At 69.0% G+C, this 22,581-nt stretch carries 23 protein-coding genes; 11 read left to right on the forward strand and 12 right to left on the reverse strand.

Annotation, left to right across the window (positions count from 1 at the left end; translation table 11 throughout):
- Positions 1–40: 40 nt before the first annotated feature.
- The 3 genes from MIC448_RS09145 to MIC448_RS09155 all read left to right on the forward strand — a co-directional run bounded on the left by MIC448_RS09145 (position 41) and on the right by MIC448_RS09155 (position 4,453).
- Entirely contained in the window at positions 41–1,333 is a 1,293-nt protein-coding gene (locus tag MIC448_RS09145; RefSeq protein WP_036298663.1) for a peptide synthetase, read from the forward strand.
- Between the two features lie 141 nt (positions 1,334–1,474).
- Complete coding sequence (locus tag MIC448_RS09150) at positions 1,475–2,881, forward strand: MFS transporter (RefSeq protein ID WP_036298668.1); 1,407 nt, start codon at positions 1,475–1,477, stop codon at positions 2,879–2,881.
- A 69-nt stretch (positions 2,882–2,950) separates the two neighbouring features.
- Positions 2,951–4,453: a peptide MFS transporter gene (locus MIC448_RS09155; protein WP_051513492.1), complete on the forward strand. Its 1,503-nt coding sequence runs from the start codon at positions 2,951–2,953 to the stop codon at positions 4,451–4,453.
- A gap of 16 nt (positions 4,454–4,469) precedes the next feature.
- Here the strand turns inward: MIC448_RS09155 and MIC448_RS09160 are convergent, their stop codons facing one another.
- From MIC448_RS09160 to MIC448_RS09205, 10 genes are all read right to left on the reverse strand, one after another.
- Positions 4,470–5,255 carry an IclR family transcriptional regulator C-terminal domain-containing protein gene (locus tag MIC448_RS09160; protein ID WP_051513493.1) on the reverse strand — a complete coding sequence of 262 codons (786 nt, stop codon included), beginning with the start codon at positions 5,253–5,255 and terminating at the stop codon, positions 4,470–4,472.
- A gap of 4 nt (positions 5,256–5,259) precedes the next feature.
- Positions 5,260–6,429 (reverse strand): thiolase family protein, encoded by a 1,170-nt coding sequence (locus MIC448_RS09165; RefSeq protein WP_036298590.1) that lies wholly within the window; start codon positions 6,427–6,429, stop codon positions 5,260–5,262.
- 31 nt (positions 6,430–6,460) lie between these two features.
- Complete coding sequence (locus tag MIC448_RS09170) at positions 6,461–7,099, reverse strand: 3-oxoacid CoA-transferase subunit B (protein WP_036298592.1); 639 nt, start codon at positions 7,097–7,099, stop codon at positions 6,461–6,463.
- On the reverse strand, positions 7,096–7,842 hold the full coding sequence (locus tag MIC448_RS09175) for a 3-oxoacid CoA-transferase subunit A (RefSeq protein WP_036298595.1): 747 nt from the start codon (positions 7,840–7,842) through the stop codon (positions 7,096–7,098). The genes MIC448_RS09170 and MIC448_RS09175 overlap by 4 nt, the downstream gene beginning before the upstream one ends.
- Before the next feature lie 208 nt (positions 7,843–8,050).
- Complete coding sequence (gene pcaC, locus MIC448_RS09180; RefSeq protein WP_036298598.1) at positions 8,051–8,449, reverse strand: 4-carboxymuconolactone decarboxylase; 399 nt, start codon at positions 8,447–8,449, stop codon at positions 8,051–8,053.
- The gene (locus MIC448_RS09185; RefSeq protein WP_036298600.1) at positions 8,446–9,222 is read right to left on the reverse strand and encodes an alpha/beta fold hydrolase; all 777 of its coding nucleotides are present in this window, start codon (positions 9,220–9,222) and stop codon (positions 8,446–8,448) included. Before MIC448_RS09185 ends, pcaC begins: the two co-directional genes overlap by 4 nt.
- Positions 9,219–10,634: a lyase family protein gene (locus MIC448_RS09190; protein ID WP_051513494.1), complete on the reverse strand. Its 1,416-nt coding sequence runs from the start codon at positions 10,632–10,634 to the stop codon at positions 9,219–9,221. The genes MIC448_RS09185 and MIC448_RS09190 overlap by 4 nt, the downstream gene beginning before the upstream one ends.
- Entirely contained in the window at positions 10,624–11,181 is a 558-nt protein-coding gene (gene pcaG, locus MIC448_RS09195; RefSeq protein WP_036298602.1) for a protocatechuate 3,4-dioxygenase subunit alpha, read from the reverse strand. Before pcaG ends, MIC448_RS09190 begins: the two co-directional genes overlap by 11 nt.
- Positions 11,181–12,002, reverse strand: a complete 822-nt coding sequence (pcaH, locus tag MIC448_RS09200) for a protocatechuate 3,4-dioxygenase subunit beta (RefSeq protein WP_036298603.1) — start codon at positions 12,000–12,002, stop codon at positions 11,181–11,183. The genes pcaG and pcaH overlap by 1 nt, the downstream gene beginning before the upstream one ends.
- Positions 12,003–12,069: 67 nt before the next feature.
- Positions 12,070–12,867 (reverse strand): IclR family transcriptional regulator, encoded by a 798-nt coding sequence (locus tag MIC448_RS09205; protein WP_232711718.1) that lies wholly within the window; start codon positions 12,865–12,867, stop codon positions 12,070–12,072.
- A gap of 38 nt (positions 12,868–12,905) precedes the next feature.
- Here MIC448_RS09205 and MIC448_RS09210 point away from each other — a divergent pair, with 38 nt between their 5' ends.
- The 3 genes from MIC448_RS09210 to MIC448_RS09220 all read left to right on the forward strand — a co-directional run bounded on the left by MIC448_RS09210 (position 12,906) and on the right by MIC448_RS09220 (position 16,419).
- Complete coding sequence (locus tag MIC448_RS09210; RefSeq protein ID WP_036298607.1) at positions 12,906–13,661, forward strand: IclR family transcriptional regulator; 756 nt, start codon at positions 12,906–12,908, stop codon at positions 13,659–13,661.
- Positions 13,662–13,841: 180 nt separating this feature from the next.
- Complete coding sequence (locus MIC448_RS09215) at positions 13,842–15,032, forward strand: 4-hydroxybenzoate 3-monooxygenase (RefSeq protein WP_036298610.1); 1,191 nt, start codon at positions 13,842–13,844, stop codon at positions 15,030–15,032.
- An 88-nt stretch (positions 15,033–15,120) separates the two neighbouring features.
- Entirely contained in the window at positions 15,121–16,419 is a 1,299-nt protein-coding gene (locus MIC448_RS09220) for an MFS transporter (RefSeq protein ID WP_243419941.1), read from the forward strand.
- Positions 16,420–16,431: 12 nt separating this feature from the next.
- Here the strand turns inward: MIC448_RS09220 and MIC448_RS09225 are convergent, their stop codons facing one another.
- Both MIC448_RS09225 and MIC448_RS09230 read right to left on the reverse strand, forming a co-directional pair.
- Entirely contained in the window at positions 16,432–16,830 is a 399-nt protein-coding gene (locus tag MIC448_RS09225) for a hypothetical protein (RefSeq protein ID WP_036298613.1), read from the reverse strand.
- Between the two features lie 67 nt (positions 16,831–16,897).
- Positions 16,898–17,359, reverse strand: a complete 462-nt coding sequence (locus MIC448_RS09230; RefSeq protein WP_081766310.1) for a MarR family winged helix-turn-helix transcriptional regulator — start codon at positions 17,357–17,359, stop codon at positions 16,898–16,900.
- Between the two features lie 92 nt (positions 17,360–17,451).
- Here MIC448_RS09230 and MIC448_RS09235 point away from each other — a divergent pair, with 92 nt between their 5' ends.
- From MIC448_RS09235 to menE, 5 genes are all read left to right on the forward strand, one after another.
- Entirely contained in the window at positions 17,452–18,381 is a 930-nt protein-coding gene (locus MIC448_RS09235) for an SDR family NAD(P)-dependent oxidoreductase (RefSeq protein ID WP_036298615.1), read from the forward strand.
- Positions 18,382–18,466: 85 nt separating this feature from the next.
- Positions 18,467–19,351 carry an amidohydrolase family protein gene (locus MIC448_RS09240; protein WP_036298616.1) on the forward strand — a complete coding sequence of 295 codons (885 nt, stop codon included), beginning with the start codon at positions 18,467–18,469 and terminating at the stop codon, positions 19,349–19,351.
- Positions 19,351–20,547, forward strand: a complete 1,197-nt coding sequence (locus MIC448_RS09245; protein WP_036298619.1) for an acyl-CoA dehydrogenase family protein — start codon at positions 19,351–19,353, stop codon at positions 20,545–20,547. Before MIC448_RS09240 ends, MIC448_RS09245 begins: the two co-directional genes overlap by 1 nt.
- A 37-nt stretch (positions 20,548–20,584) precedes the next feature.
- On the forward strand, positions 20,585–21,037 hold the full coding sequence (locus MIC448_RS09250; protein ID WP_036298621.1) for a MaoC family dehydratase: 453 nt from the start codon (positions 20,585–20,587) through the stop codon (positions 21,035–21,037).
- Between the two features lie 18 nt (positions 21,038–21,055).
- Positions 21,056–22,579 carry an o-succinylbenzoate--CoA ligase gene (gene menE, locus MIC448_RS09255; protein WP_036298623.1) on the forward strand — a complete coding sequence of 508 codons (1,524 nt, stop codon included), beginning with the start codon at positions 21,056–21,058 and terminating at the stop codon, positions 22,577–22,579.
- Positions 22,580–22,581 lie beyond the last annotated feature (2 nt).

Here is a 22,581-nt window from a genome sequence, read left to right on the forward strand (position 1 = left end):
CGCCACCCGATTCTGACCCGCGCACCTAGACTACGGCGCCATGCGCCTGACGAATGTCGCCCAGATGTCCCTGCCCCGGGGCACCCTGCAGAGCTTCGCGACGCGCGCGAGCGAGCGACCCGGCAAGCGGCTGCCGATCTCGTTCGACCAGCGTCGGCACGTCGGCGAGGGCACCCGCCCGGGCTCGTGGATGGCGGTCGCCTTCCGCCTCCCGGTCGGGGCAACGCTCGACGATGTGGCGGCGGCGTGGATGGCGGTTATCGCCCGACACGGGACCCTCCGAAGCGCCTTCTCGTATAACGACGCGGGCGAGCTCGCGCTGCACGAGGTCGACATCGAGGGCGGCGAGTGGCTGCGGCATCCGGTCGGCGACGACGAACTCACCCGCGATGCGCTGCGCGATGTGTTCGATGCCGCGTGTTCGCCGTTCGAGCGACCCTCGCACCGGGTGTGCGTCGTGATTCCCGACGCCCCCGACCCGCTCGACCCCCGTCCCACGGCGGTGATCGGCTCGGACCACGCCCACGTCGACATGTGGTCGCTGCTCGTGCTCGTGCGCGACATGGTGACCCGCCTGTCGGGCCATCCGGGCGCCGAACCCGTGCCCGCGGCATCCTTCGCCGAACATTCCGACGTCCTCGAACGGATGCCTCCGGCTCCGGCAGATGTCCGACAGCGCTGGAGCGACATCCTGGCAATCGAGGACGGCGCCATGCCCGCCTTCCCCCTTCCCCTCGGCGATCTCTCGTGCCCGCGCCGCGAGGTGGTCGAGGTGCGCGACGTCCTCTCCGCCGAAGAAACCCGAGTTTTCGAGGCACGGGCAACCGACCGGGGCGTCCGCATGACCGCGCTTGCGCTCTCGGTTCTCGCCGAGACGACGGCACGCGTGAGCGGCGCCCCGCTCCGCGCCGTTTTTCCGGTGCACAGCCGAAACGAGCCGCGCTGGCATGACTCGGTCGGCTGGTTCATCACCAACTCCGTCATCCAGTTCGCCGCGACCGACCCCATCGCATCCGCCGCCGCCGTCAAAGACGCGCTCGCGCTCGGCTCGTATCCGCTCGCACCCATATTCGCGCCGTACGGCGGTATGCCTGCGGGGCCCGGCATGTTCGCGATCTCCTGGCTCGACACCCGGCGCCTGCCTCCCGTCGAGGGGGCACTGGGGATCCAGTACGTCTCTGCCGTCATCGAGACGGACGGCGTCATGATCTGGTTCATCGTCAACGACGACGGCCTGCATCTGCGCTGCCGCTACCCCGATACTCCCGAGGCGCGCGCGAACGTGGGCGGGTGGCTCGACATGATCGAAGCGGGTCTGCGCGACGTTGTATGAGCGCACAGGCGCGGTTCTGTGACCACGATGCGCGCGCCCAATCCCTCTCAGTGGGCACTGGCGCCCCGCACCCCGCCGACCCGCCGATAGCCTGAGTCGGTGGGTTCACGTGAAGCAGGCGACAGAAATCGCCTGACACGTATCCCCCCGCAGGGCGCCATCGTCGCCGTTCTGGCCCTCGCCGGGCTCTGCGCGTCGTTCATGTACACGCTCGTCGTGCCCATCCAGGCCAAGCTCCCCGAGTTGCTCGACGCGTCCCGCGAGGACACCGCGTGGGTCGTCACCGCGACGTTGCTGACCGCGGCGGTGATCACCCCGATCGCCGGACGCCTGGGCGACATGTACGGCAAACGGCGGATCATCATCGCGCTCCTGGCGTGCCTGATCCTCGGCTCGGTGATCGCGGGCCTGTCAAGCAACATCGTCGGGGTCATCATCGGGCGCGCGCTGCAGGGCGCCGTGACGGGAGTCGTGCCGCTCGGCATCTCGATCCTGCGCGATGTCGTCCACCGCGACCGGCTCGGCACATCCGTCGCCCTGATCAGCGCGACCATGGGCGTCGGCGGAGCACTCGGGCTGCCGCTCAGCGCCCTCGTGACCGAGCGGACCGACTGGCACGTGCTCTTCTGGGTCGCCGCCGCGCTCGGCGCGATCGTGTTGGTGCTGGTCGTCTGGATCGTTCCGGTGAGCGTGCTGCGCACCCCCGGCCGCTTCGACTACATCGGGGCCCTCGGACTCGCCGTCGGCCTCACCGGCATCCTGCTCGCCATCTCGCGGGGGAGCGAGTGGGGCTGGACGAGTGCCCCGACTCTCGGGTGCGGGCTCGGCGGTATCGTCGTGCTGCTCGTGTGGGGCTGGTACCAGCTGCGCGCCGCCGAGCCACTCCTGGATCTGCGAGTGGCCGCCCGTCGCCCCGTCTTGTTGACCAACCTCGCCTCGATCGGCATGGGCTTCGCACTCTTCGGATCGAACATCATCTTTCCGCAGCTGCTCGAACTGCCCGTCGGATCGGGCGCCGGCCTGGGGCTCTCGCTGATCGGCGCCGCCCTCGTGGTCATGCCCGCGGGTCTCGTGATGATGTTGATCTCGCCCCTCGCCGGGCGACTGGAGCGGACGATCGGGCCGCGCGCCCTGCTGACCGGTGGCGCCATCGCACTCGTCATCGCCTACGCGTTCGTGTATTTCTTCTCGAGCGAGGTCTGGCACATCCTGTTCGCCAACATTCTCGTCGGGGTGGGCATCGGACTCGGATTCGCCGGGATGCCGATGCTGATCATGCGCGCCGTGCCCGCGAACGAGACCGGCGCATCGAACGGCCTGAACGCCCTTTTCCGTTCGGTGGGAACGAGCACAGCGGCCGCGGTGCTCGGCGCCGTGCTCGCGGCGATGTCCCAGCCGTACGAGGGCGTCGCGGTTCCCACGGCCGCGGCGTTCCAGACGAGTTTCCTGCTCGCCGGCGGCGCCGCGGTGATCGCGCTCGTGCTGTCGCTCCTGATCCCCCGCCACGGGCCGCCCGTCGACCACGCGTCCATCCCCGACGGACGCTGACCTCCGCGCTCATCGCCAGCGAGCGCGGCGATCGACCCGCCGGGGACGAGGGCTACTAATCTGGCGCCCATGACCGACGAACACGGCTCCGGGTCGACGCAGACCGGCGAAGCATCCGTCACCCGTCAGACGGGCAGCCGCGACACCCGATTCTTCGGACAGCCCTGGGAACTCGCGCACATCTTCGGCGTCGAGATGTGGGAGCGCTTCAGCTTCTACGGCATGCAGGGAATCCTGCTGATCTACCTGTACTACTCGGTCGCCGAGGGCGGCCTGGCCATCCCGCAGCCGATCGCCGCCGGGATCGTCGGGGCCTATGGCGGCGCGGTGTACCTCTCCACGATCCTCGGCGCATGGATCGCGGACCGCCTGCTCGGCTCGGAGCGCGTGCTGTTCTACAGCGCAATCGTCATCATGGCCGGGCACATCGCGCTCGCCCTGCTGCCCGGTGTCACCGGTGTCGCGGTGGGCCTCGTGCTGGTCGCCGTCGGGTCGGGCGGGCTGAAGGCGAACGCGACCTCCGTCGTCGGCACGCTCTACGCGGCCGACGACCCCCGCCGGGATTCGGGCTTCTCGCTCTTCTACCTCGGCATCAACCTCGGCGCGTTCCTCGGTCCGCTGCTCACCGGACTGCTGCAGACCACCCTCGGTTTCCACTGGGGCTTCGGTCTCGCGGCCGTGGGCATGGCGTTCGGCCTGATCCAGTATTCCTTCGGCCGTAAGCAGCTGCCCGACGAGGCGCGACGGGTGCCGAACCCCCTCCCCCGCGCGCGTCGGGCGCTCGTGATCGGCGCGGCACTCGCCGGGATCGCCCTCGTCGCCGTCGCCGTGCTGGTCGGAGTGGTGCGGGTCGACAACCTGTCGCTCGTCGTCATCGTCGTGACGCTCGTCGCGACGATCGCCTACTTCGTCGTCATCATGTCCAGCAAGCGCATCACGGCCACCGAGCGTTCGCGGGTCGTGGGGTTCATCCCCCTGTGGATCACGAGCGTGGCTTTCTGGTCGCTGTACCAGCAGCAGTTCACCATCCTGACGATCTACTCGGACGAGAAGCTCAATCGCAACCTGTTCGGTTGGGAGATGCCGGTCTCGTGGGTCCAGTCGATCAACCCCGTCTTCATCATCATCCTGTCGGGCGTCTTCTCGGCCCTCTGGTTGAAGCTCGGACGCCGCCAGCCCTCCACTCCGGTCAAGTTCGCCCTCGGCGTCGCGATCATGGGCGTCGCCTTCCTGCTCTTCCTGCCCTTCTCGGGCGGGGGCGCGAACTCCACACCGCTGCTCGCGATCGTCGGCATCCTGTTCGTGTTCACCGTCGCCGAGCTGCTGCTCTCGCCGATCGGGCTCTCGGTCAGCACGAAACTCGCGCCCGAGATGTTCCACACGCAGATGGTGGCGCTGTTCTTCCTGTCGGTCGCGCTCGGTACCGCGATCTCGGGATGGCTCACGCAGTTCTTCGACGTGAACAACGAGGCGCCCTACTTCGCCATCCTGGGTGCGATCGCCATCGTGGTCGGGCTCGGGATGGTCCTGGCGGTCCGGCCCGTGCTGAAGCTGATGAAGGGCGTGCGCTGACCCGCCCGCGCGCGCGTCAGACGAGGCGTAGCTCGGCGTCGATCGCCGCACCCGTGCGCAGCAGCGCGGGAACGTAGCGCTCGATCTGGTGCTCCGCACTGTCGCGGGTCGTGCTCGACGAGACGTTGATAGCCGCGGTCACCGCGCCGTCCCGATCGTGCAGTGGCACGGCGATCGAGCGGAGCCCCGACTCGAGCTCACCGTCGACGAACGCCCAGCCCTGCTCGCGCACGCGCACGAGCTCGTACCTGATGGACCCGCGGTCGGCCAACGTGTGATCCGTGAAGGCCCGCAGATCGGACGCCTCGAGCACAGCGTCCACCGCGGCATCCGGCAATCCGGCGAGGAGAGCCCGGCCGATGCTCGTCGCGTAGGCCGGGAAGCGCGTGCCGATCGTGATGCGGACGCTCATGATCCGCCGCGTCGGTACTCGGGCGACGTAGACGATGTCGGTGCCGTCCAGAACGCCCGCCGAGACGCTCTCGTCGACCTCACGCGAGAGCCGCTCGAGGTGCGGCTGCACGACCTCGGGAAGCGACAGCGCCGAGAGGTAGCTGAAGCCGAGCTCCAGCACGCGCGGCGTCAGGGCGAACGACCGACCGTCACTGCGGACGTAGCCGAGCGTCTCGAGCGTGAGCAGAAACCTCCGGGCCGCGGCGCGGGTGAGCTCGGCACGACGGGCGACTTCACTGAGCGAGAGTTCCGGGTGCTCCGCATCGAACGCGCGGATCACCCCGAGCCCGCGAGCGAACGACTGCACGAACGTGCCGGATGCCGAGGCATCCGCTTCGCCCTCGTCCATGCGTCTACCGCTCGAGGACGACGGCGAGGCCCTGACCGACGCCGATGCAGATCGCCGCGACCGCGACTCCACCTCCGCGCCGCTTCAGCTCGTGCGCCGCGTGGCCGATGATGCGGCCGCCCGATGCGCCGAGGGGGTGGCCGATCGCGATCGCGCCCCCGTGGATGTTGAGCTTGTCGGGGTCGAGCTCGGGCCAGAGCTTCAGGCACGCGAGAGACTGCGAGGCGAATGCCTCATTGAGCTCCACGAAGTCGACGTCCGCCCAGGTGCGACCAGCACGGGCGAGCGCGCGGTTCGCCGCCTCGACGGGCGCGATACCGAACACGTCGGGGTCATTGCCGAACACGCCGCGCCCGGTGATGCGCGCGAGCGGGTCGATGTCGAGTGCGCCCTCGGAACCGAGCAGAACGGCAGAAGCTCCGTCGTTGATCGAGGATGCGTTGCCGGCCGTCACCGAACCGTTCTTCGCGAAGAGCGGGCGCAAGCCGGCCAGCTTTTCGAGCGATGTGTCGGCGCGGATGCCCTCGTCGCGGGCGAGCTCGGCGCCGGGCACCTGAACGATCTCACCGGCGTAGGCGCCGGCGTCCCAGGCCGCGGCTGCCAGCTGGTGACTGCGGAGGGTGAACGCATCCTGAGCTTCGCGCGAGATGTCGTAGAGCTCGGCGAGCTTCTCGGCCGAAGCGCCGTTGCTGATCGTCCAGTCTTCGCGGAGCGCCGGGTTGGTCATACGCCACCCGATCGAGGTGTTCCACATCGTCTGGTTGCCGACGGCCGGCCACGGCTTCGGCGACTTCTCGACGACGAAGGGCGCGCGGCTCATCGACTCGACTCCGCCGGCGAGGATGATCTCGGCGTCCCCCGACTCGATGGCGCGAGATCCCTGAATCACGGCCTCGACGGCCGAACCGCACAGGCGGTTGACCGTCACCCCGGAAACACTGGACGGGAACCCCGCGAGCAGCGCGCCGAAACGAGCAACGTTGCGGTTGTCCTCCCCCGCCTGGTTGGCGTCGCCGAAGATGACGTCGTCGATGCGGGCAGGATCAAGGCCCGTCCGCTCGGCGGCGGCCTTCATGACAACGGCGGCGAGATCATCGGGACGAATGCCGGACAGGGCCCCGCCGGCCCGGCCGAACGGGGTGCGGACGGCGTCGTACACATACGTGGCGGTCATGCTGATTCTCCTTGCGTTTCGTCTCGCTCGCTCAACGAACGAGGTTGAGGCCGGTCAGCTCGGCGAGGGACTCGAGGGTGTTGTCGCCGAACGCCTCGCGGACGGCGAAGCCGTCGGGCGTGACGTCGAAGATGGCGTGATCGGTGTAGACGCGGCTCACGCACCCCACGCCGGTCAGCGGGTACGTGCACGCCTCGACGAGCTTGGAGTCGCCCTGCTTGGTGAGCAGGTCGGTCATCACGTAGACGTCCTTGGCCCCGATCGCCAGGTCCATCGCGCCACCGACCGCGGGAATCGCCCCGGGTGCGCCCGTCGACCAGTTGGCGAGGTCGCCGTTCTGGCTGACCTGGAAAGCCCCGAGGACGCACACGTCGAGGTGGCCGCCGCGCATCATGCCGAACGAATCGGCGTGATGGAAGTAGGCGGCACCCGCGAGCGCCGTGACGGGCTGCTTGCCGGCGTTGATCAGGTCGGGATCGATGCGCCCCGGCTCCGGTGCGGGGCCCATGCCGAGCAATCCGTTCTCGGTGTGCAGGATGATCTCGAGGTCATCAGGCAGGAAGTTGGCGACCAGCGTCGGAGCACCGATACCGAGGTTCACATAGGCGCCCTCGGGGATGTCGTCGGCGATGCGCTTCGCGAGCTCGTCGCGGGTGATGCGGGTGCTCATGCGGCATCCTCCTTCTCTTCGAGCGGTTGACCTTCGATGTCGACCCCTCCGACGAACTCACCGTCTCGGACCCATCGGCGCTCGCCGACGGCCACGACGCGATCGGTGAAGATGCCGGGCGTGACAACGGTCTCGGGATCGAGGGTGCCGAGCGGCACGACCTCGTCGACCTGCGCGACGGTCGTTGTCGCGGCGGCCGCCATGATCGGTCCGAAGTTGCGAGCAGTTTCGCGGTAGACCAGGTTTCCCCAGCGATCCGCGCGCAGCGCGCTGATCAGCGCGAAGTCCGCCTTGATGGGGTATTCGAGCACGTAGCGACGTCCGTCGATCTCGCGCTCTTCCTTGCCTGCGGCCAGCTCCGTGCCGACGCCCGTGGGCGAGAAGAACGCGCCGATGCCGGCTCCGGCGGCTCGGATGCGCTCCGCGAGGTTGCCCTGCGGCACCAGCTCGAGCTCGATCTCGCCGGCGCGATACAGACCGTCGAAGACCCACGAGTCGCTCTGCCTCGGGAACGAGCAGATGATCTTCCGCACCTGCTTGTTGGCCAACAGCGCCGCGAGCCCCGTGTCACCGTTGCCGGCGTTGTTGTTGACGATCGTCAGGTTCTTGGCGCCGTGGGCGATCAGCGCGCCGATCAGCTCGACGGGCTGCCCCGCGCGGCCGAAGCCGCCGATCATGATCGTCGCGCCATCCGGGATGTCTCCGACCGCCTCTGCGACGGTCGGTACGGTCTTGTCGATCATGCCGCCTCCTTGCACATGTTCGCTGTGCGAACGCACGTTCGCTATACGTTCACTCTACTGCTGCTCCGGCGTCCGCGCCATCCCTCCCTGAACCGCTCCGCTGTCGCACATCGATGCTCGCGGGGTCGATAAAGGTCGATCTGCGACAGCGGAGTAGCGCGAATGGGACGCGACGGACGGATGCCGCGGGCACCGCGACCCGGGCGGGTCAGGCCTCGGCGAAGACCTCACCGGCGATGCGGAACGCCGTGTTCGCGGCGGGAACCCCGGCATAGATCGCGGACTGCAGGATGACCTCGCGGATCTCGTCGACCGTCAGCCCATTCCGGAGAGCGGCGCGCAGGTGCATCGCGAGCTCTTCGTGATGTCCGAGCGCGATGAGCGACGTGAGCACCGCGATCGAGCGCTCGCGCCGCTGCAGTCCCGGACGCGACCAGACATCCCCCCAGGCGACCCGGGTGATGAAGTCCTGGAAGTCCGCCGTCAGGTCGGTCGTGTTCGCGATCGAACGGTCGACGTGCTCGTCCGACAGAACAGCACGACGCACGACCATGCCCTGGTCGTAGCGTTCTTCGTCGCTCAGGCCTTCGCCCGCGGGTCTGGTCATCGGCTCGTCCCTTCGAAGAACTCCTGCAGCAGCCGGGCGGTCGCCTCGCGCTGTTCGGCGGGGGGCAGATGCGCGGCCCCGTCGATGCGGACAGCGCGACCGTCGCGGACTCCTTCCGCGATCTCCAGCGCCTTCGCCTCGGGCGCGACGGCATCATGCTCGCCCCACGCCGCGAGCACGGGCAGGCCGATCTCGGCGATCCGCCCGCGCACGTCGTACGCGGCGAGCGCCTCGCAGCAACGGGCGTAGCTGTCGTCGTCGGCGTCCTGAAGGGCATGCAGCAGCCGGCCCGTCAGCTCGGGGCGCCGCGCGATGGAGTCCGGGGCGAACCAGCGCTGCGCGGAACCGACGATCAGACTCGACGTCGACTGGGTGCGCGCCTGCGCGGCACGCTCATGCCAGGCGGCGGGGTCGCCGAGCTGTGCACCCGACGCGACGATCGCGGCGCGGTCCACGAGCTCGGGATGCCGAAGACACAGCTCGAGTCCGACGGCACCGCCGAGTGACACCCCCGCATACAGAGCCCGGCCGCCCCATTCACGGATGTGCTCGGCCACCGCGTCGGCCAGCTCGCCGACAGTGAACGGCTCGTCGGCAACGGGCGACGCTCCGTGCCCCGGCAGATCCCACGCAACGACGCGGTAATCGGCGGCCAGCGCGGGCACGACGTCCTCCCAGAGGATCGTCGAGGTGCCGAGTGACGGTCCGAGCACAACAAACGGCGCGCCTTCCGGGCCGGCCGGTGCGGTCACCGCAATACGCGGAACGGTCATGAGAGAACCTCCGGGGTTTCGCCATGGGGGCCACGCTCGCGCAACGCGCCATCGAGGTACGCATCGGCGAGGCCGAGGTATCGGCCGGGGTCGACGAGCGCGTCGACGTCGAGGTCGGCCGCTTCGGGCAGCGCCCGCACGAGGTCGGCGAGGTCTGCTCCCTCGGATGCTTCGGCCACCAGGTGATCGAAGCGCTCGCGCCCGACGAGGGGCACGAGCACAAGCGAGAGGCGCTCGCTGACGATGAGCGCGCCGGTCTGCGCGAGGTTGCGGGCGACCGCCGCGCTGTCGACGGACAGTCCTGCCACGACACGAGCCGAGGTCGCCGCGACCCCGAGCGCCAGCCGCAGCAGTTCACGCAGCGTCGGCCATTCGGCGTGCCATGAGCCATCCGGACGCTCGTCCGCCGCGAGCGCCGCGGCCAGATGCAGCGTGGCGCCGAGCTGAGGTGCACGCAACGCGGCCGAGCGAATCAGCACGGAGCCCGAGGGGTTGCGCTTCTGCGGCATCGCGGACGACCCACCGGCCGCACCCTCGGCGAGTTCACCGATCTCGGTGCGCGACAGCATGGCGATGTCGGTGGCGATCTTGCCGACCGCGTCGATCGCCTGCACGAGCGCGTCGCCCAGTTCGGTGACGGGCCACCTGTTGGTGTGCCACGGAGCATCCGGTACCGCGAGGCCCAGCGCTCCCGCGAAAGGCGAGGACAGCCGAGCCGCCACATCCGCTCCGGCGATCTCGACGATCGCGGCGAGCGTGCCGCCGGCGCCGCCGAGCTGAGCGGGCAGTTGCGTCACCGCCGCCTCGAGCCGGTCGGTTGCCCTGCGCACGCCGCGCAACCACACGGCGGCGCGCAAACCCACGGTGGTCGGCACGGCATGTTGCGTGAGCGTGCGCGCAGCCCCGACATCCTCGGCATGCGTGCGAGCGAACGTCGCGAGCTCGACCTCGACGCTCCGCAGGTGCGCAAGGATCGCACGACCCGCGCGGTACGACACGAGCATCAGAGCCGAATCCAGGATGTCTTGGCTCGTCGCCCCGCGATGCACCCAGCGCCGGGCGGACTCGGGCACCCGCGCCTTGAGCTCGGCCACGAGCGGGATGACGGGGTTGCCGCCCGAGACCGATGCCGCCGCCAGGACGACAGCATCGACCCGGTGCCCGAGGCATCCGCGTCCATTGCCCTGCCAACCGAGTGCGGTCGAGATGTCGTCGACAGCCGCGGCCGGCGCGACACCCAGCGACCCATACGCCCGGGCGAGGGCAACCTCGACCGCCACAAGTGCGTCGAGAACCGCCTGATCCGCGACAAGAGCGTCGTGTCCGACACTCACGGGCGAGAGCAACCCCACATCGAACGCGGGCGACGACTCGCGCGCGCCGGATCGATCGGGGGTTGCATCAGAAGGCAAGGAAGACGGTCTCCTTCTCGCCCTGCAGCCGGATGTCGTGCCGCAGGTAGCCGTCGGGCGTACGCGTTGCCACGAGCGTAGCGCGCTCGTCCGCCGAGAGGTCGGCCAGCAACGGGTCGGCGGCCAGGAGCGCCTCGTCCTCGGGCAGGTAGATGCGCGTGTGCAGCTTGTTCGGCAGCCCGCGCGCGAACACGACGACCGCGAAGAACGGCGCCTTGCCGTCGACCACGCCGGGGTTGCGGGTCCAGAACTCGTAATGGCCGTCGTCGGTCGTCGCCGCGCGGCCGAAGCCCGTGAAGGAGTGGTCATCGCGACGGCGTGCGCCCCGCTCGCGCGAGACGGTGCCGTCGCTGTCGGCTCCCCAGATCTCGACGATCGCGTCGGGGATCGGTGCGCCCGACCCGTCATAAACCGTGCCACCGAGCACGATGGCCCCCGGCGAGTGGGGGAACGCGACTTCGTGCATCTTCGGGTAGTTGAGGCCGAAGGCGAAGAAAGGCCCGATGGTCTGGCCGGGGGTGGGCTCCAGGCGCGTTTCGGTGGTCATCAGTGCTCTCCCTCGGGCTCGAACCAGGTCGCGGACGGGCCGTCGACGACGATGTCCCACGTATAACCCATCGAGAACTCGGGCACCGTGAGGTCGTGGTCGTAGACGCCGACGAGGCGATCGCGGGCCTTCTGATCGCGGATGGTGTTGTAGATCGGGTCGAGCGCGAAGAGCGGGTCGCCCGGGAAGTACATCTGCGTGATGATGCGCTGCGTGAAGCCCGTGCCGAACAGCGAGAAGTGGATGTGCGCCGGACGCCACGCGTTGACGTGGTTCTTCCACGGGTACGGACCGGGCTTGATCGTGGTGAAAAAGTACTCGCCCAAGTCGTTTGTGATCGTGCGGCCGGCGCCCGTGAAGTTCGGATCCAACGGTGCTGGATGCTGGTCGCGCTGGTGGATGTATCGCCCGGCCGAGTTCGCCTGCCAGATCTCGACGAGCTGGTTCGCGAGGGGGCGACCCCAGCTGTCGAGCACGCGGCCCGACACCGTGATGCGCTCACCGAGGGGCTCGCCCGTGTGCTGCAGCGTCAGGTCGGTCTCGATCGCCGCGACGTCGCGCTGGCCGAACGCCGGCGACCACAGCTCGATCGTCTCGGGGTCGACCAGGCGCGGGTTCTTGGTGGGGTGGCGCAGCACGCTCGAGCGGTACGGCGCGAAGTCGTACAGCGTCGTGGGTGCGGGCGCCTCACCGCGAGCTTCACGGGCCGCGTGATCAGCGTGGATCTCGGCGATCTCGGCGTTGATCTCGCGCTGCGAGGGCATGTCCGGCGAGGCGAGCAACGACTCGGGTGCCGCGGCCTGCGGGGATGTGTCTGTCATGGTGTCTCCTTCGACAAAGACCTATCGAAAGGGTGACAGGCGCACCCCCCGCGTCCGGGTCCGATTCTCACTGAGTGGGATGCTCGTCGCGTAGGATTCTCGTCAGATCCGCCGCGGCCTGCGTCACGAGCGCCGCCAGCCGCCGCTCGTCAGCCCGTTCCATGCGGACCACCATCCCGATGGCCGCCGGGGGGAGTCCCGCGACCTTGCCGAGCGGCGCCGCGACCGAGATGTTGCCCAGCGTCATCTCTTCACGCGTGGTTGCGTATCCCCGCCGACGCGCAATCGCCAGTTCGGTGCGCAGCACCTCTTCCGTCGTGATCGAGTGCGTCGTCTCGCGGACGAGCGGCGTCGAGAAGTACTCCGCAAGCCAGTCCTCGTCGCGCGTAGCCAGCAACGCCTTGCCGACCCCGGTCGTGTGGAGCGGGTGCCGCCCGCCCATGCGACTGAGCGTGGGAATGGACGTCTGGCCCGTCACCCGACCCACGTAGAGCGCCGTCGCATGCTCGGGGGTCGGCGCATCCAGCACCGCGAGGTGGACGTTCTCGGCCGTCGCCTCATAGAGCCGCACCATGAGCGGAAGAGCGGTCTCACGCAGGCGCACCGAGAGCGGCGACAGTTCGCCGAGCTCCCAGAGGCGCACCCCGATCGTGTAGCGATGACCCGGGGCACGAGCGAGCAGGCCGAGCGCCGTCAAGCGCGTCAGCAAGCGATGCAGGGTGGAGGTCGCGAGGCCCGTTCGTTCGGCGATGACCGCCGCCGAGAGGGCCGGCTCGTCATCCGAGAAGCACTGCAGCACGTCGAGGGCACGCTCGAGAACGCCGTCGGCGCCCTCATCCCTCCGCATCGTGTCGTCGCTGCGCATCGTCGCTCCCCCTCCGTCACCGAGGCTATCTTGGGCGGATGGCGAACTCGCCGACGGGCGACACGATGGCGGAGCGGATCGTGCGCGTGCTCGATACCTTCAGCGGCGACCGCACGGTCCAGACCGCGGCGCAGATCGGCCGCCGTTCGGGGTTGCCGTCGTCCACGGCGCATCGCATTGTCGACGAGCTGGTGCGCGCCGGTCTGCTCGAGCGCGACGACGAGCACCGTGTCCGCCTCGGCATGCGGCTGTGGGAGCTCGCGCTGCGCGGATCGAGCGCGCTGCGATTGCGCCAAGCGGCGCTTCCGTTCATGACGACGGTGCAGGCACGCGTGCGCGAGCACACTCAACTCGCGGTGCTCGAACAGGACGAGGCTCTGTTCGTCGAGCGCCTCTCGCACCCCGAGGCCGGTGCCAACATCACGCGCATCGCCGGGCGACTGCCCCTGCACGCCTCGTCGTCCGGCCTCGTGCTGCTGGCCTACGGACCCGAGGACCTGCGCCGGCGGGTTCTCGGCGGTCCGCTCGTGGCCGTCTCGACCGAGACCATCACGGATCGGACCGTGCTCGCGCGTGTGCTCGACGACATCCGGCGCGTGGGCTACGTCGTCGCGCCCGGGTCGATCGAGAGCGTCTCGACGGGCATCGCGGTGCCGATCCGGGATGCCGGGGGCGCGGTCATCGCGGCCCTGTCGATGGTTCTCCCCCGTGATGCCCCGACGGCCGGACCGCTCGACGAGCTCCGCCGCGCCTCGGCGGGCATCTCCGCGGCCCTGTCCGCCGAGCCGCGCTGAGACCTCACCCCCGACCCGCTCCCCCGGCAGTAGATGCGACGTGCGGCGCCTCGAGATCGCAACAAGTGCCAGGGGAGCGTGTCCGGAAAGCCAGCGGTGCCCATTCAATGGGAAGGCACGTGCGCGATGGTCAGGGGGGCGGGATGCTGAGGGGAACACCACGTCGAAGGAGACGCCACCATGACCGAGACCGTCCGCACCCGGGTCGCGATCGTCGGAGCGGGACCCGCGGGTCTGCTCCTCTCCCACCTCCTCGCTGCGGCGGGCATCGAGTCGGTCGTGATCGACCAGCGCACGCGCGACGAGATCGAGAGCACGATCCGTGCCGGCATCCTCGAGCACGGCACCGTCGACGTGCTCACCTCGTCGGGCGCCTCAGACCGCGTTCTGACCGTCGGGCACCGCCACGACGGCATCGAACTGCGCTTCGAGGGCCAGGGGCACCGCATCGACTTCCCCAGCCTGACCGGCCGGAACGTCTGGCTCTACCCCCAGCACGAAGTGCTGAAGGATCTGATCGCGGCTCGCCTGGCGGGCGGCCAGGACCTGCGTTTCGGCGTCACGGCGCTCCGCGTCGAGGGTGCCAATACCGATCGCCCGCGAGTGTTCGCCGAGGATGCCGAGGGCAAGGCCTTCGAGATCGACGCCGAGTTCGTGGTCGGCGCCGACGGCTCCCGCAGCGTCGCTCGCGCGGCCGTCACGGGCTCGTCGACCGGCGGATACTTCCGCGAGTACCCCTTCGCCTGGTTCGGCATCCTCTGCGAGGCGCCGCCGAGCTCGGAAGAACTCATCTACAGCAACTCCGCCGAAGGATTCGCGCTGATCAGCCAGCGCAGCGCCACCGTGCAGCGCATGTACTTCCAGTGCGACCCCGAAGCCGATCCCGAAGCACTGAGCGAAGAGGAGATCTGGGAACAACTGCAGATCCGCGTGCCCGGCACGACCCTGCAGCAGGGACCGATCTTCCAACGCGACGTCCTGCGCTTCCGGAGTTTCGTGGCACATGAACTGCGCGCGGGCCGCGTCGCCCTCGTGGGCGATGCCGCCCACACGGTGCCGCCGACGGGCGCAAAGGGCATGAACCTGGCCGTGGCCGACGTGCTCCTTCTCGAACGTGCCCTCCGGGCGCTGCTACTCGAGAACGACGAACGCTTGATCGACGGCTACGCCGAAACGGCACTGCAGCGCATCTGGAAGGCGCAGCACTTCTCGTGGTGGATGACGAGCATGCTGCACGTCGCACCGGATGCCTCGGACTTCGACCGTCTGCGCCAGGTCGGCGAGCTGCGAAGCGTTGTGGAGTCCGAGGCCGGACGGACGTACCTGGCAGAGGCGTACACGGGGTGGCCACTCGCTTCCGCCGGCCACTGAGCGGACGTCGGTTCGACTCGCTGCGCTCGCTCAACGATCGGGAGCGGACACCCGGATGCCGCCACAGTTCGGCTAGAGTCCGGTGATCATGGGCTCCGACGACGAATCACGCACGGATGCGTCGGGGATGACGAGCTCGACGGCATCCGGCTCCGCGGGTCCGGACACGACGGGGATGCGAAGCGTCAGTTCACGCGGCGCGGGAGCGGCTCTGCTCGTTGCCGTCTGCCTGGTCGCTGCGAACATGCGCCTGAGCATCACGGCCGTCGGGCCCCTGCTCGATCAGATCGGCACGGACACCGGACTCTCGGTCGGCACGCTCGGCCTGATCGCGGCCGTACCGCTCGTCGCGTGGGCCGCGGTGTCCCCGTTCGCCCTCGCGCTCAGCCTTCGGTTCGGGATGTCCCGGGTCGTGCTGGGCTCGCTGCTCGTGTTGCTCGCCGGCACGATCGTGCGCTCGCTGCCCGGTCCGACCGTCAGCCTGTGGATCGGGACCGTGCTGATCGGCCTCGCCCTCGCGATCGCCAACGTGCTGATGCCCGCGGTGATCAAGCGGGACTTCTCGACGCGCGTGCCGGTCGTGATGGCGGCGTACACCGGATTGCTCGGGGGCGTCGGCGCCATCTCGTCGGGAGTCGCCGTACCCCTGTCGTTCCTCGGCGACGAACAGTCCGGATGGCGCATCGCACTGCTGGTCACGGGTGCCGGCCTGCTGATTCCCGCCATCGGCGTCTGGGCGTGGGCCACGCGCGGCCACCACGCGGTGCACCTGGCCCGCCCCGTCACAGCACGCTCCCGCACAGGAATCTGGCGCGATGCTCTGGCCTGGCAGGTCGCGGCGTATATGGGCTTTCAGGCGGCGACCTTCTACATGATGCTGACCTGGTTGGCCGCGATCTCGACGTCGATCGGGCGATCCGAGGTCGTCGCCGGATTCGACGTGATGATCTACCAGCTCACGACCATCGTCGGCTCGATCATCGTGCCGCTCCTGCTCCGCGGGCCCGCCGAGCGATACGTACCTGCGGCGATTCCGATCGTCGGGATCGCGGGGATCGCCGGCCTGATGCTCGCGCCGGAGGGCATCGTCGTGTGGGTCCTGATCGCGGGGCTGTCGTCGGGCGCTTCACTCAGCATGGCCCTGACCCTGATGGCCCAGCGCGCTCGCACGTCGGACGCATCCGCCGCCCTCTCGGGTATGGCGCAGTCCGTCGGCTATCTGATCGCCGCCGCGGGGCCCGTGCTGTTCGGCTGGCTGCACGCGGGGCTCGGCGGCTGGAACTTCTCGCTTGCGCTCCTCATACTCGTGCTCGTCGCACAGTCGGTGACGGGCGTCTTCGCCGGACGGCCCAGATTCGTCCTCGAGCACCGGCAGCCGCTGGGCTGACCAGACCAACCGTCAGGCGACGCGTTCGCCGCACATGCCGCACACCCCGGTCGGCGGCACTTCCACGAAACACGTGGGGCACACCGGCGCGACTCGTTCGGGCACGGTGGGGCGCCGGGGTGCGGCGGCTCTCACGGCGCGCGCAGCGGTGCGGCGCAGGCGGACGACTTCCTCCGACTCGACGGGGGCCGGCGGTGGCGGCAGATGCGCCGCGCAGTGAAACCGGACGACGCCCGCATGGCTCTTCGGGTTCCGCCGCCTGACCGCCCAGAGCGCGTCGCGCTCGTGCGGAGCCGAGTCGATCCCGCACTCCGAGCACCGCGTCGGATCGCCGGGCACGACGTCCGCGACGAGCACGGGAACGTCGAAGGGGAGTTCTTCGCGCCAGTCCGACGAGCCGGTGATCTTCACCCCTCCACGGTACGCGCACGGCGGCACTATGGATCACCCTCCGTGACGGGAAGCCCACCGCAAGGCGTCAGTCGGGGAAGGCGACGAGCTGCAGCAGGATCGCCAGCCGCTCGCGCTCGCTTGGCGAGAGACGTGCGAAGACCTGCTCTTCGGCGCGCCGGGCCTGCACCCGGGCCTGCTCGTACAGCGCTCTCCCCGCGGCGGTCGTGACGACCACGTTCGTCCGCCGGTCGGCCGGATCGGCTTCTCGGGCAACGAGCCCGCGCGTTTGCAGGTCGTCGACGAGCGCCACGACCTGGCTGGGATCGAGCCGCAGAAAATCGGCCAGATCACGCTGAGAGGGACGTGAGCCGTCGGCGGCCAGGGCGAGAACCGAGTAGGAGCGAGCACGCAACCCGATCGTTGCGAGCGCGGCGTTGCCCGCCGCGAGCGAGTAGGCGTTCGCACGGGCTAGCAGAAAGCTCAGGTCATCCCCGAGGGCAGCGCTGAGCCTTCCCTTCCGGGTCACGGCGGGCTGCTCGGCGCTCATGGGAGCGATCCTAGCAAAGGTGGTCGCATTCAATAATTGACAATCTCAACTGTCGGGTCTCTAATGGACGCAGAGATACGAAGGAGTCATCCATGTCGCTGGAAGGCAAAGTAGCCATTGTGACCGGATCGGGGCGCGGCCTCGGACTGGCCTACGCCACCGAACTCGCCCGACAGGGCGCATCGGTCGTCGTCAATGATGTCGATGAGCAGATCGCCGCCGACGCGGTCGCGGCCATCGAAGCGGCAGGCGGAACAGCCGTCGCCGTCGTGGCACCCGTCGGTCCGACCGAGACCGCCAAGCGCCTCGTCGACACGGCGATCGAGAAATTCGGGCGTCTCGACATCCTGGTCACCAACGCGGGCGTCCTGCGCGACACCGTGCTCTGGAAGATGAGTGACGACGACTTCGACACCGTCATCGGCGTCCACCTGCGGGGCACGTTCACCTGCGTTCGCGAGGCCGCGATCCGCATGCGCGAGCAGGCCGAGGGCGGTCGCATCATCTGCATCGGATCGCCCACCGGACAGCGCGGTACCTTCGGCCAGACGAACTACGCGGCTGCCAAGGCCGGCATCGTCGGCATGGTCCGCACCTGGGCCCTCGAGCTGAAGCGCGCGGGCATCACGGCGAACGCCGTCGTTCCCGTCGCCGCGACCGGCATGACGGCAACCGTCCCGTACTTCGCCGCGGCCGTCGAGGCCGATCGCGCCGGTGAGCCGATGCCCGCCTTCTTCCGTCACGATCTCGGCTTCGGCACTTCCGACGATGTCGCGGGTCTGATCTCTTATCTCGCCTCGGATGCCTCGGCCGACATCACCGGTCAGGTCATCGGCATCGGCGGCGACCGTGTGCAGATCTGGTCGCACCCCGAGGCCGTCGCGACGGCGTACCACGACGGTGGCTGGTCGGCGGACGATCTCGCCGCCAAGTTCCCCGCGTTGATCGCCGAGCACGGCCAGAGCGTCGGCGAGACCTTCCCGCCCCTTCCCGACGAGTTCCAGCGGCCCGCGCAGCCCTGACCACGACGTCGCAACGTCGCTCCGCGCAGAGCCCGCCGCATCCGGACACGTCATATCCGCCCAGCCGAATCGAGCACCACCGCACATGACCCGCTACGAACCCGCACTCGACATCGAGGCGATCCAGGCGATCGACATGCACGTGCACATCGAGATCGGCGAGCACGGTCACGGCTCGCTGCCCCCCGACCTCGCCGAAGCCGCCGCGAAGTACTTCAGCGCCGAGATCGGTCGCCCCGACCTCGACTCGGTCGCGAGCTACTACCGGGAGCGGAACATGGCGGCCGTCGTGTTCTCGGTCGACTCCGAGACGGCCCTGGATCATCCCCCGATCCTCACCGAAGAGGTCGCCGACGGCGCCGCTCGCAACAACGATGTGCTCATCCCTTTCGGCTCCGTCGACCCGAACAAGGGCGCGGCCGCGGTCGACCGGGTGCGGTACCTCGTGGAGGAGTACGGGGTGCGAGGGTTCAAGTTCCACCCCACGGTGCAGGGGTTCGACCCGAGCGACACCGCGTGGTTCCCGCTTTACGGCGCGCTGCAGGATGCCGGTGTCGTTGCGCTGTTCCACACGGGGCAGACCGGGATCGGCGCGGGCATGCCCGGCGGTCGCGGATTCCGGCTCGCCCTGTCGAACCCGATGCTGCTCGACACGGTCGCGGCCGAGTTCCCCGAACTGCAGATCATCATGGCGCACCCCTCCGTCCCCTGGCAGGACGAGGCTCTTTCGGTAGCCACGCACAAACACAACACGTGGATCGATCTGTCGGGGTGGAGCCCGAAGTACTTCCCCGCCGAGCTCGTCCGCGCCGCGAACTCCTATTTGAAGAACCGCGTCCTCTTCGGCTCCGACTTCCCGCTGCTGACGCCGGATCGATGGATGCGCGATGTCGAACAGACCCCGCTCAAGCCCGAGGTCATGCCCGGCATCATGAAGGAGAACGCGGTGCGCCTTCTGGGGCTCGGCTGATGAGTCTCGTAACCCTCCGCAGCACCGAGCCGTTCGGCTTCGACCCGCTCGGGCTCGCCGAATCCCACCTGAGCGAGGCCGCGCGTGGCACGCTCGCCCGGCTCGGCGACGTGCTCGACCGTGAGGTCCGACCGCTTCTCGCGAACGCGTGGGAGACCGCAACGATGCCCGCGGCGATCCTGGACGCGCTCATCCCGCTCGACCTCATGCATCCCGAGGGCGTCGAACCCGAAGAGGCCGACTCGTCCCTGTTCTCCGGATTCCGCAACTTCGTGCTCGCGCGCACGGATGTCTCGGTCGCGACGCTCTACAACGCCCAGTCGGGGCTCTTCCGCTCGACCGTCGCGTTCGGCGGGTCGCCGCAACAGGTCGCCGCGCTCGACGCCCGGATCGCCTCGTTCGACGTTCGCGGGACGTTCGCGCTGACCGAGCCCGGCCACGGTTCCGACATCGCGGGCGGACTCGCGACAGCGGCCCGGCGCGACGGCGAGGACTGGGTCATCGACGGCGCCAAACGGTGGATCGGAGGCGCGGGCGACGCAGATCTGCTCGCGGTCTTCGCACGCGACGTCGCCGACGGACACGTCAAGGCCTTCCTCGTCCCCCGCGATGCGCCGGGGGTCACCCTGACCCGCATCGAGGGCAAGGTGTCACTCCGCCCGATGCAGAACTACACGATCACGTTCGACGGCGTGCGGGTCGCCGAGTCGTCGCGGCTGCAGCGGGTCGACTCGTGGCGCGACGTCGCACGGATCCTCCGGGTGATGCGTTCGGACGTCTCCTGGATCGCAGCCGGACTGCAGGCCGGTGCCCTCGAGGCCGCCGTCCGCTACGTCCGCGAACGCGAGCAGTTCGGGCGCCCGATCGGCGGGTTCCAACTCATCCAAGAGAAGCTCGCCCGGATGCTCGGCAACCTCACCGCCTCACTGACGCTCGTCACGCGGCTCTCGATCCGTCAGGACGAGGGCGACTTCGTCGACGAGAACTCGGCCCTGGCGAAGATGCAGACGGCCCTGCTGGCCCGCGAGACGGTCGCCCTCGCGCGCGAGGTGCTCGGGGGGAACGGCATCCTTCTCGAGCACGACGCCGCTCGGTTCTTCGCCGACGCCGAGGCCGTCTATTCGTACGAGGGCACGCACGAGATCAACGCCCTCATCGTCGGTCGCGCCCTCACGGGCGAGGCCGCATTCACCTGATCCGCGGTCTATCCGCCATCGCGAAAGAGAGAACACCATGACCACGACCGTCGCCTTCGCCGACCTGCAGACCCTCGTCGGACAGAACCTCGGGTACTCCGACTGGTTCGACGTCACGCAGGAGCGCATCAACACGTTCGCCGACGCCACCGATGACCACCAGTGGATCCACGTCGACCCCGAGCGCGCCAAAGAAGGTCCCTTCGGTGCACCTATCGCCCACGGATTCCTCACCCTGGCCCTGTTCATCCCGCTCTGGGTCGACCTTCTCGACGTGCAGGGAGCCACGACGAAGGTCAACTACGGACTCGACAAGGTCCGCTTCGTCTCACCGGTTCCCGCGGGTTCGCGCATCCGCCTGACCGCTACCGTGGCCGAGGTCAGCGAGGCCGGCGGCGGCATCCAGATGACGGTCGACGCCACCATCGAGATCGAGGGTGGCACCAAGCCCGCTGTCGTGGCACGCAGCCTGCAGCGCTTCTACGCCTGATCCCTCCGTCGTTCAACGATGCACAACCACGGACTGGGCGCGTGGATGTCCACGCGCCGCCTGAAGAGCCCCGACACGGTGGCGCTGATTCACGGTGAGGGCGAGCGCCTCACCTATCGCGAGCTCGCGGACGACGCGGATCGCGTGTCGGCGCTGCTCTGGCATCGCGGCATCCGCAAGGGCGACACCGTGGCGTACCTGGGCGAGAACAGCCCGGACTTCATGCGGGTGCTCTTCGGTGCCGCCCAGCTCGGTGCGATCTTCGTGCCGCTCAACACACGGCTCGCCGCGCCCGAGTTCGCGTACATGCTGACGGACTCGGCGGCGCGGGTGCTCATCCACGATCCCGAGTTCGCCGAGCGCGTCGCACCGGGCGTCGAGGCGGCGAATGTGGTGCACGTGATCATGACCGGCGAGGGCGAGGGCGCGTCACCGGGTCTGAGCACCCTGTTACATCACGCATCGGGTGGGCATGCCGACACGGCGGTGACGCTTGATGACCCCGCCGCGATCATCTACACCTCGGGCACGACGGGCAAACCGAAGGGAGCCGTCCTGTCGCACGGCAACCTCACCTGGGTATCGCTCAACTGCATCGTCGACTACGACGTCGTCTCATCCGACGTGAACCTGCTCATCTCGCCGCTCTTCCACGTCGCGTCGCTCGGCATGGGGGCCCTCCCCGTGCTCATGAAGGGCGGGACAATCGTCCTGGAGAAGGGCTTCGACGCGGGTCGCGTTCTCCGTCTCATCGCCGAGCACGGCGTGACGATGCTGAGCGGTGTACCCACGACCTACCAACTGCTGGCCGATCACCCGGATTGGGATGCCACCGACCTCTCGACGCTCGCCAAGCTCACGTGCGGCGGTTCCGCGGTGCCGACCCGCATCCTGAACGCCTATGAACAACGCGGTCTGTCGTTCTCGCAGGGGTATGGCATGACCGAGACCTCGCCCGGTGCGACCTCGCTGTCGCCCGCGATGACGCGCGAGAAGCAGGGCAGCGTCGGCCTGCCCCACTTCTTCACCGACGTCCGGATCGCGGATGAGAACGGCGCGATGGTGCCGCGTGGCACGGTCGGTGAGATCGAAATCTCCGGCCCCAATGTCTTCCTCGGTTACCACGGCAATCCCGAGGCGACCGCCGAGGCGTTCACGAGCGATGGATGGTTCCGCTCGGGCGATCTGGGATACCTCGACGCCGACGGTTACCTCTACATCGCCGACCGCCTGAAGGACATGATCATCTCGGGGGGCGAGAACATCTATCCGGCCGAGGTCGAGAACCTGATCAGCGACCTGCCCGGGGTATCGGGAGTCGCCGTGATCGGCGTGCCCGACGAACGCTGGGGCGAAGTGCCATGGGCGGTCGTCACGATGCGTGACGGAGCCGAACTCGACGTCGCATTCGTGCGCGAGAGCCTCGACGGGAAGATCGCGCGCTACAAGATCCCGAAGAACGTCGTCGTCGTCGACGAGCTGCCCCGCACCGCCTCCGGCAAGGTGCGAAAGCCCGACCTCAGGCAGCGCTTCGGCGGCTGAAC

Origin of the sequence: Microbacterium sp. C448 (assembly GCF_000582705.2) — a bacterium.
Classification (GTDB): domain Bacteria; phylum Actinomycetota; class Actinomycetes; order Actinomycetales; family Microbacteriaceae; genus Microbacterium; species Microbacterium lacus_A.

What these genes read in the sequence shown, in the direction of transcription:
- MIC448_RS09145 (WP_036298663.1), top strand. Translation starts at nt 41, where the DNA reads ATGCGCCTGACGAATGTCGCCCAGATGTCCCTGCCCCGGGGCACCCTG.
- MIC448_RS09155 (WP_051513492.1), top strand. Translation starts at nt 2,951, where the DNA reads ATGACCGACGAACACGGCTCCGGGTCGACGCAGACCGGCGAAGCATCC.
- MIC448_RS09160 (WP_051513493.1), bottom strand. Translation starts at nt 5,255, where the DNA reads ATGGACGAGGGCGAAGCGGATGCCTCGGCATCCGGCACGTTCGTGCAG.
- MIC448_RS09165 (WP_036298590.1), bottom strand. Translation starts at nt 6,429, where the DNA reads ATGACCGCCACGTATGTGTACGACGCCGTCCGCACCCCGTTCGGCCGG.
- MIC448_RS09170 (WP_036298592.1), bottom strand. Translation starts at nt 7,099, where the DNA reads ATGAGCACCCGCATCACCCGCGACGAGCTCGCGAAGCGCATCGCCGAC.
- MIC448_RS09175 (WP_036298595.1), bottom strand. Translation starts at nt 7,842, where the DNA reads ATGATCGACAAGACCGTACCGACCGTCGCAGAGGCGGTCGGAGACATC.
- pcaC (WP_036298598.1), bottom strand. Translation starts at nt 8,449, where the DNA reads ATGACCAGACCCGCGGGCGAAGGCCTGAGCGACGAAGAACGCTACGAC.
- MIC448_RS09185 (WP_036298600.1), bottom strand. Translation starts at nt 9,222, where the DNA reads ATGACCGTTCCGCGTATTGCGGTGACCGCACCGGCCGGCCCGGAAGGC.
- pcaG (WP_036298602.1), bottom strand. Translation starts at nt 11,181, where the DNA reads ATGACCACCGAAACGCGCCTGGAGCCCACCCCCGGCCAGACCATCGGG.
- pcaH (WP_036298603.1), bottom strand. Translation starts at nt 12,002, where the DNA reads ATGACAGACACATCCCCGCAGGCCGCGGCACCCGAGTCGTTGCTCGCC.
- MIC448_RS09205 (WP_232711718.1), bottom strand. Translation starts at nt 12,867, where the DNA reads ATGCGCAGCGACGACACGATGCGGAGGGATGAGGGCGCCGACGGCGTT.
- MIC448_RS09210 (WP_036298607.1), top strand. Translation starts at nt 12,906, where the DNA reads ATGGCGAACTCGCCGACGGGCGACACGATGGCGGAGCGGATCGTGCGC.
- MIC448_RS09215 (WP_036298610.1), top strand. Translation starts at nt 13,842, where the DNA reads ATGACCGAGACCGTCCGCACCCGGGTCGCGATCGTCGGAGCGGGACCC.
- MIC448_RS09220 (WP_243419941.1), top strand. Translation starts at nt 15,121, where the DNA reads ATGGGCTCCGACGACGAATCACGCACGGATGCGTCGGGGATGACGAGC.
- MIC448_RS09230 (WP_081766310.1), bottom strand. Translation starts at nt 17,359, where the DNA reads ATGAGCGCCGAGCAGCCCGCCGTGACCCGGAAGGGAAGGCTCAGCGCT.
- MIC448_RS09235 (WP_036298615.1), top strand. Translation starts at nt 17,452, where the DNA reads ATGTCGCTGGAAGGCAAAGTAGCCATTGTGACCGGATCGGGGCGCGGC.
- MIC448_RS09240 (WP_036298616.1), top strand. Translation starts at nt 18,467, where the DNA reads ATGACCCGCTACGAACCCGCACTCGACATCGAGGCGATCCAGGCGATC.
- MIC448_RS09245 (WP_036298619.1), top strand. Translation starts at nt 19,351, where the DNA reads ATGAGTCTCGTAACCCTCCGCAGCACCGAGCCGTTCGGCTTCGACCCG.
- MIC448_RS09250 (WP_036298621.1), top strand. Translation starts at nt 20,585, where the DNA reads ATGACCACGACCGTCGCCTTCGCCGACCTGCAGACCCTCGTCGGACAG.
- menE (WP_036298623.1), top strand. Translation starts at nt 21,056, where the DNA reads ATGCACAACCACGGACTGGGCGCGTGGATGTCCACGCGCCGCCTGAAG.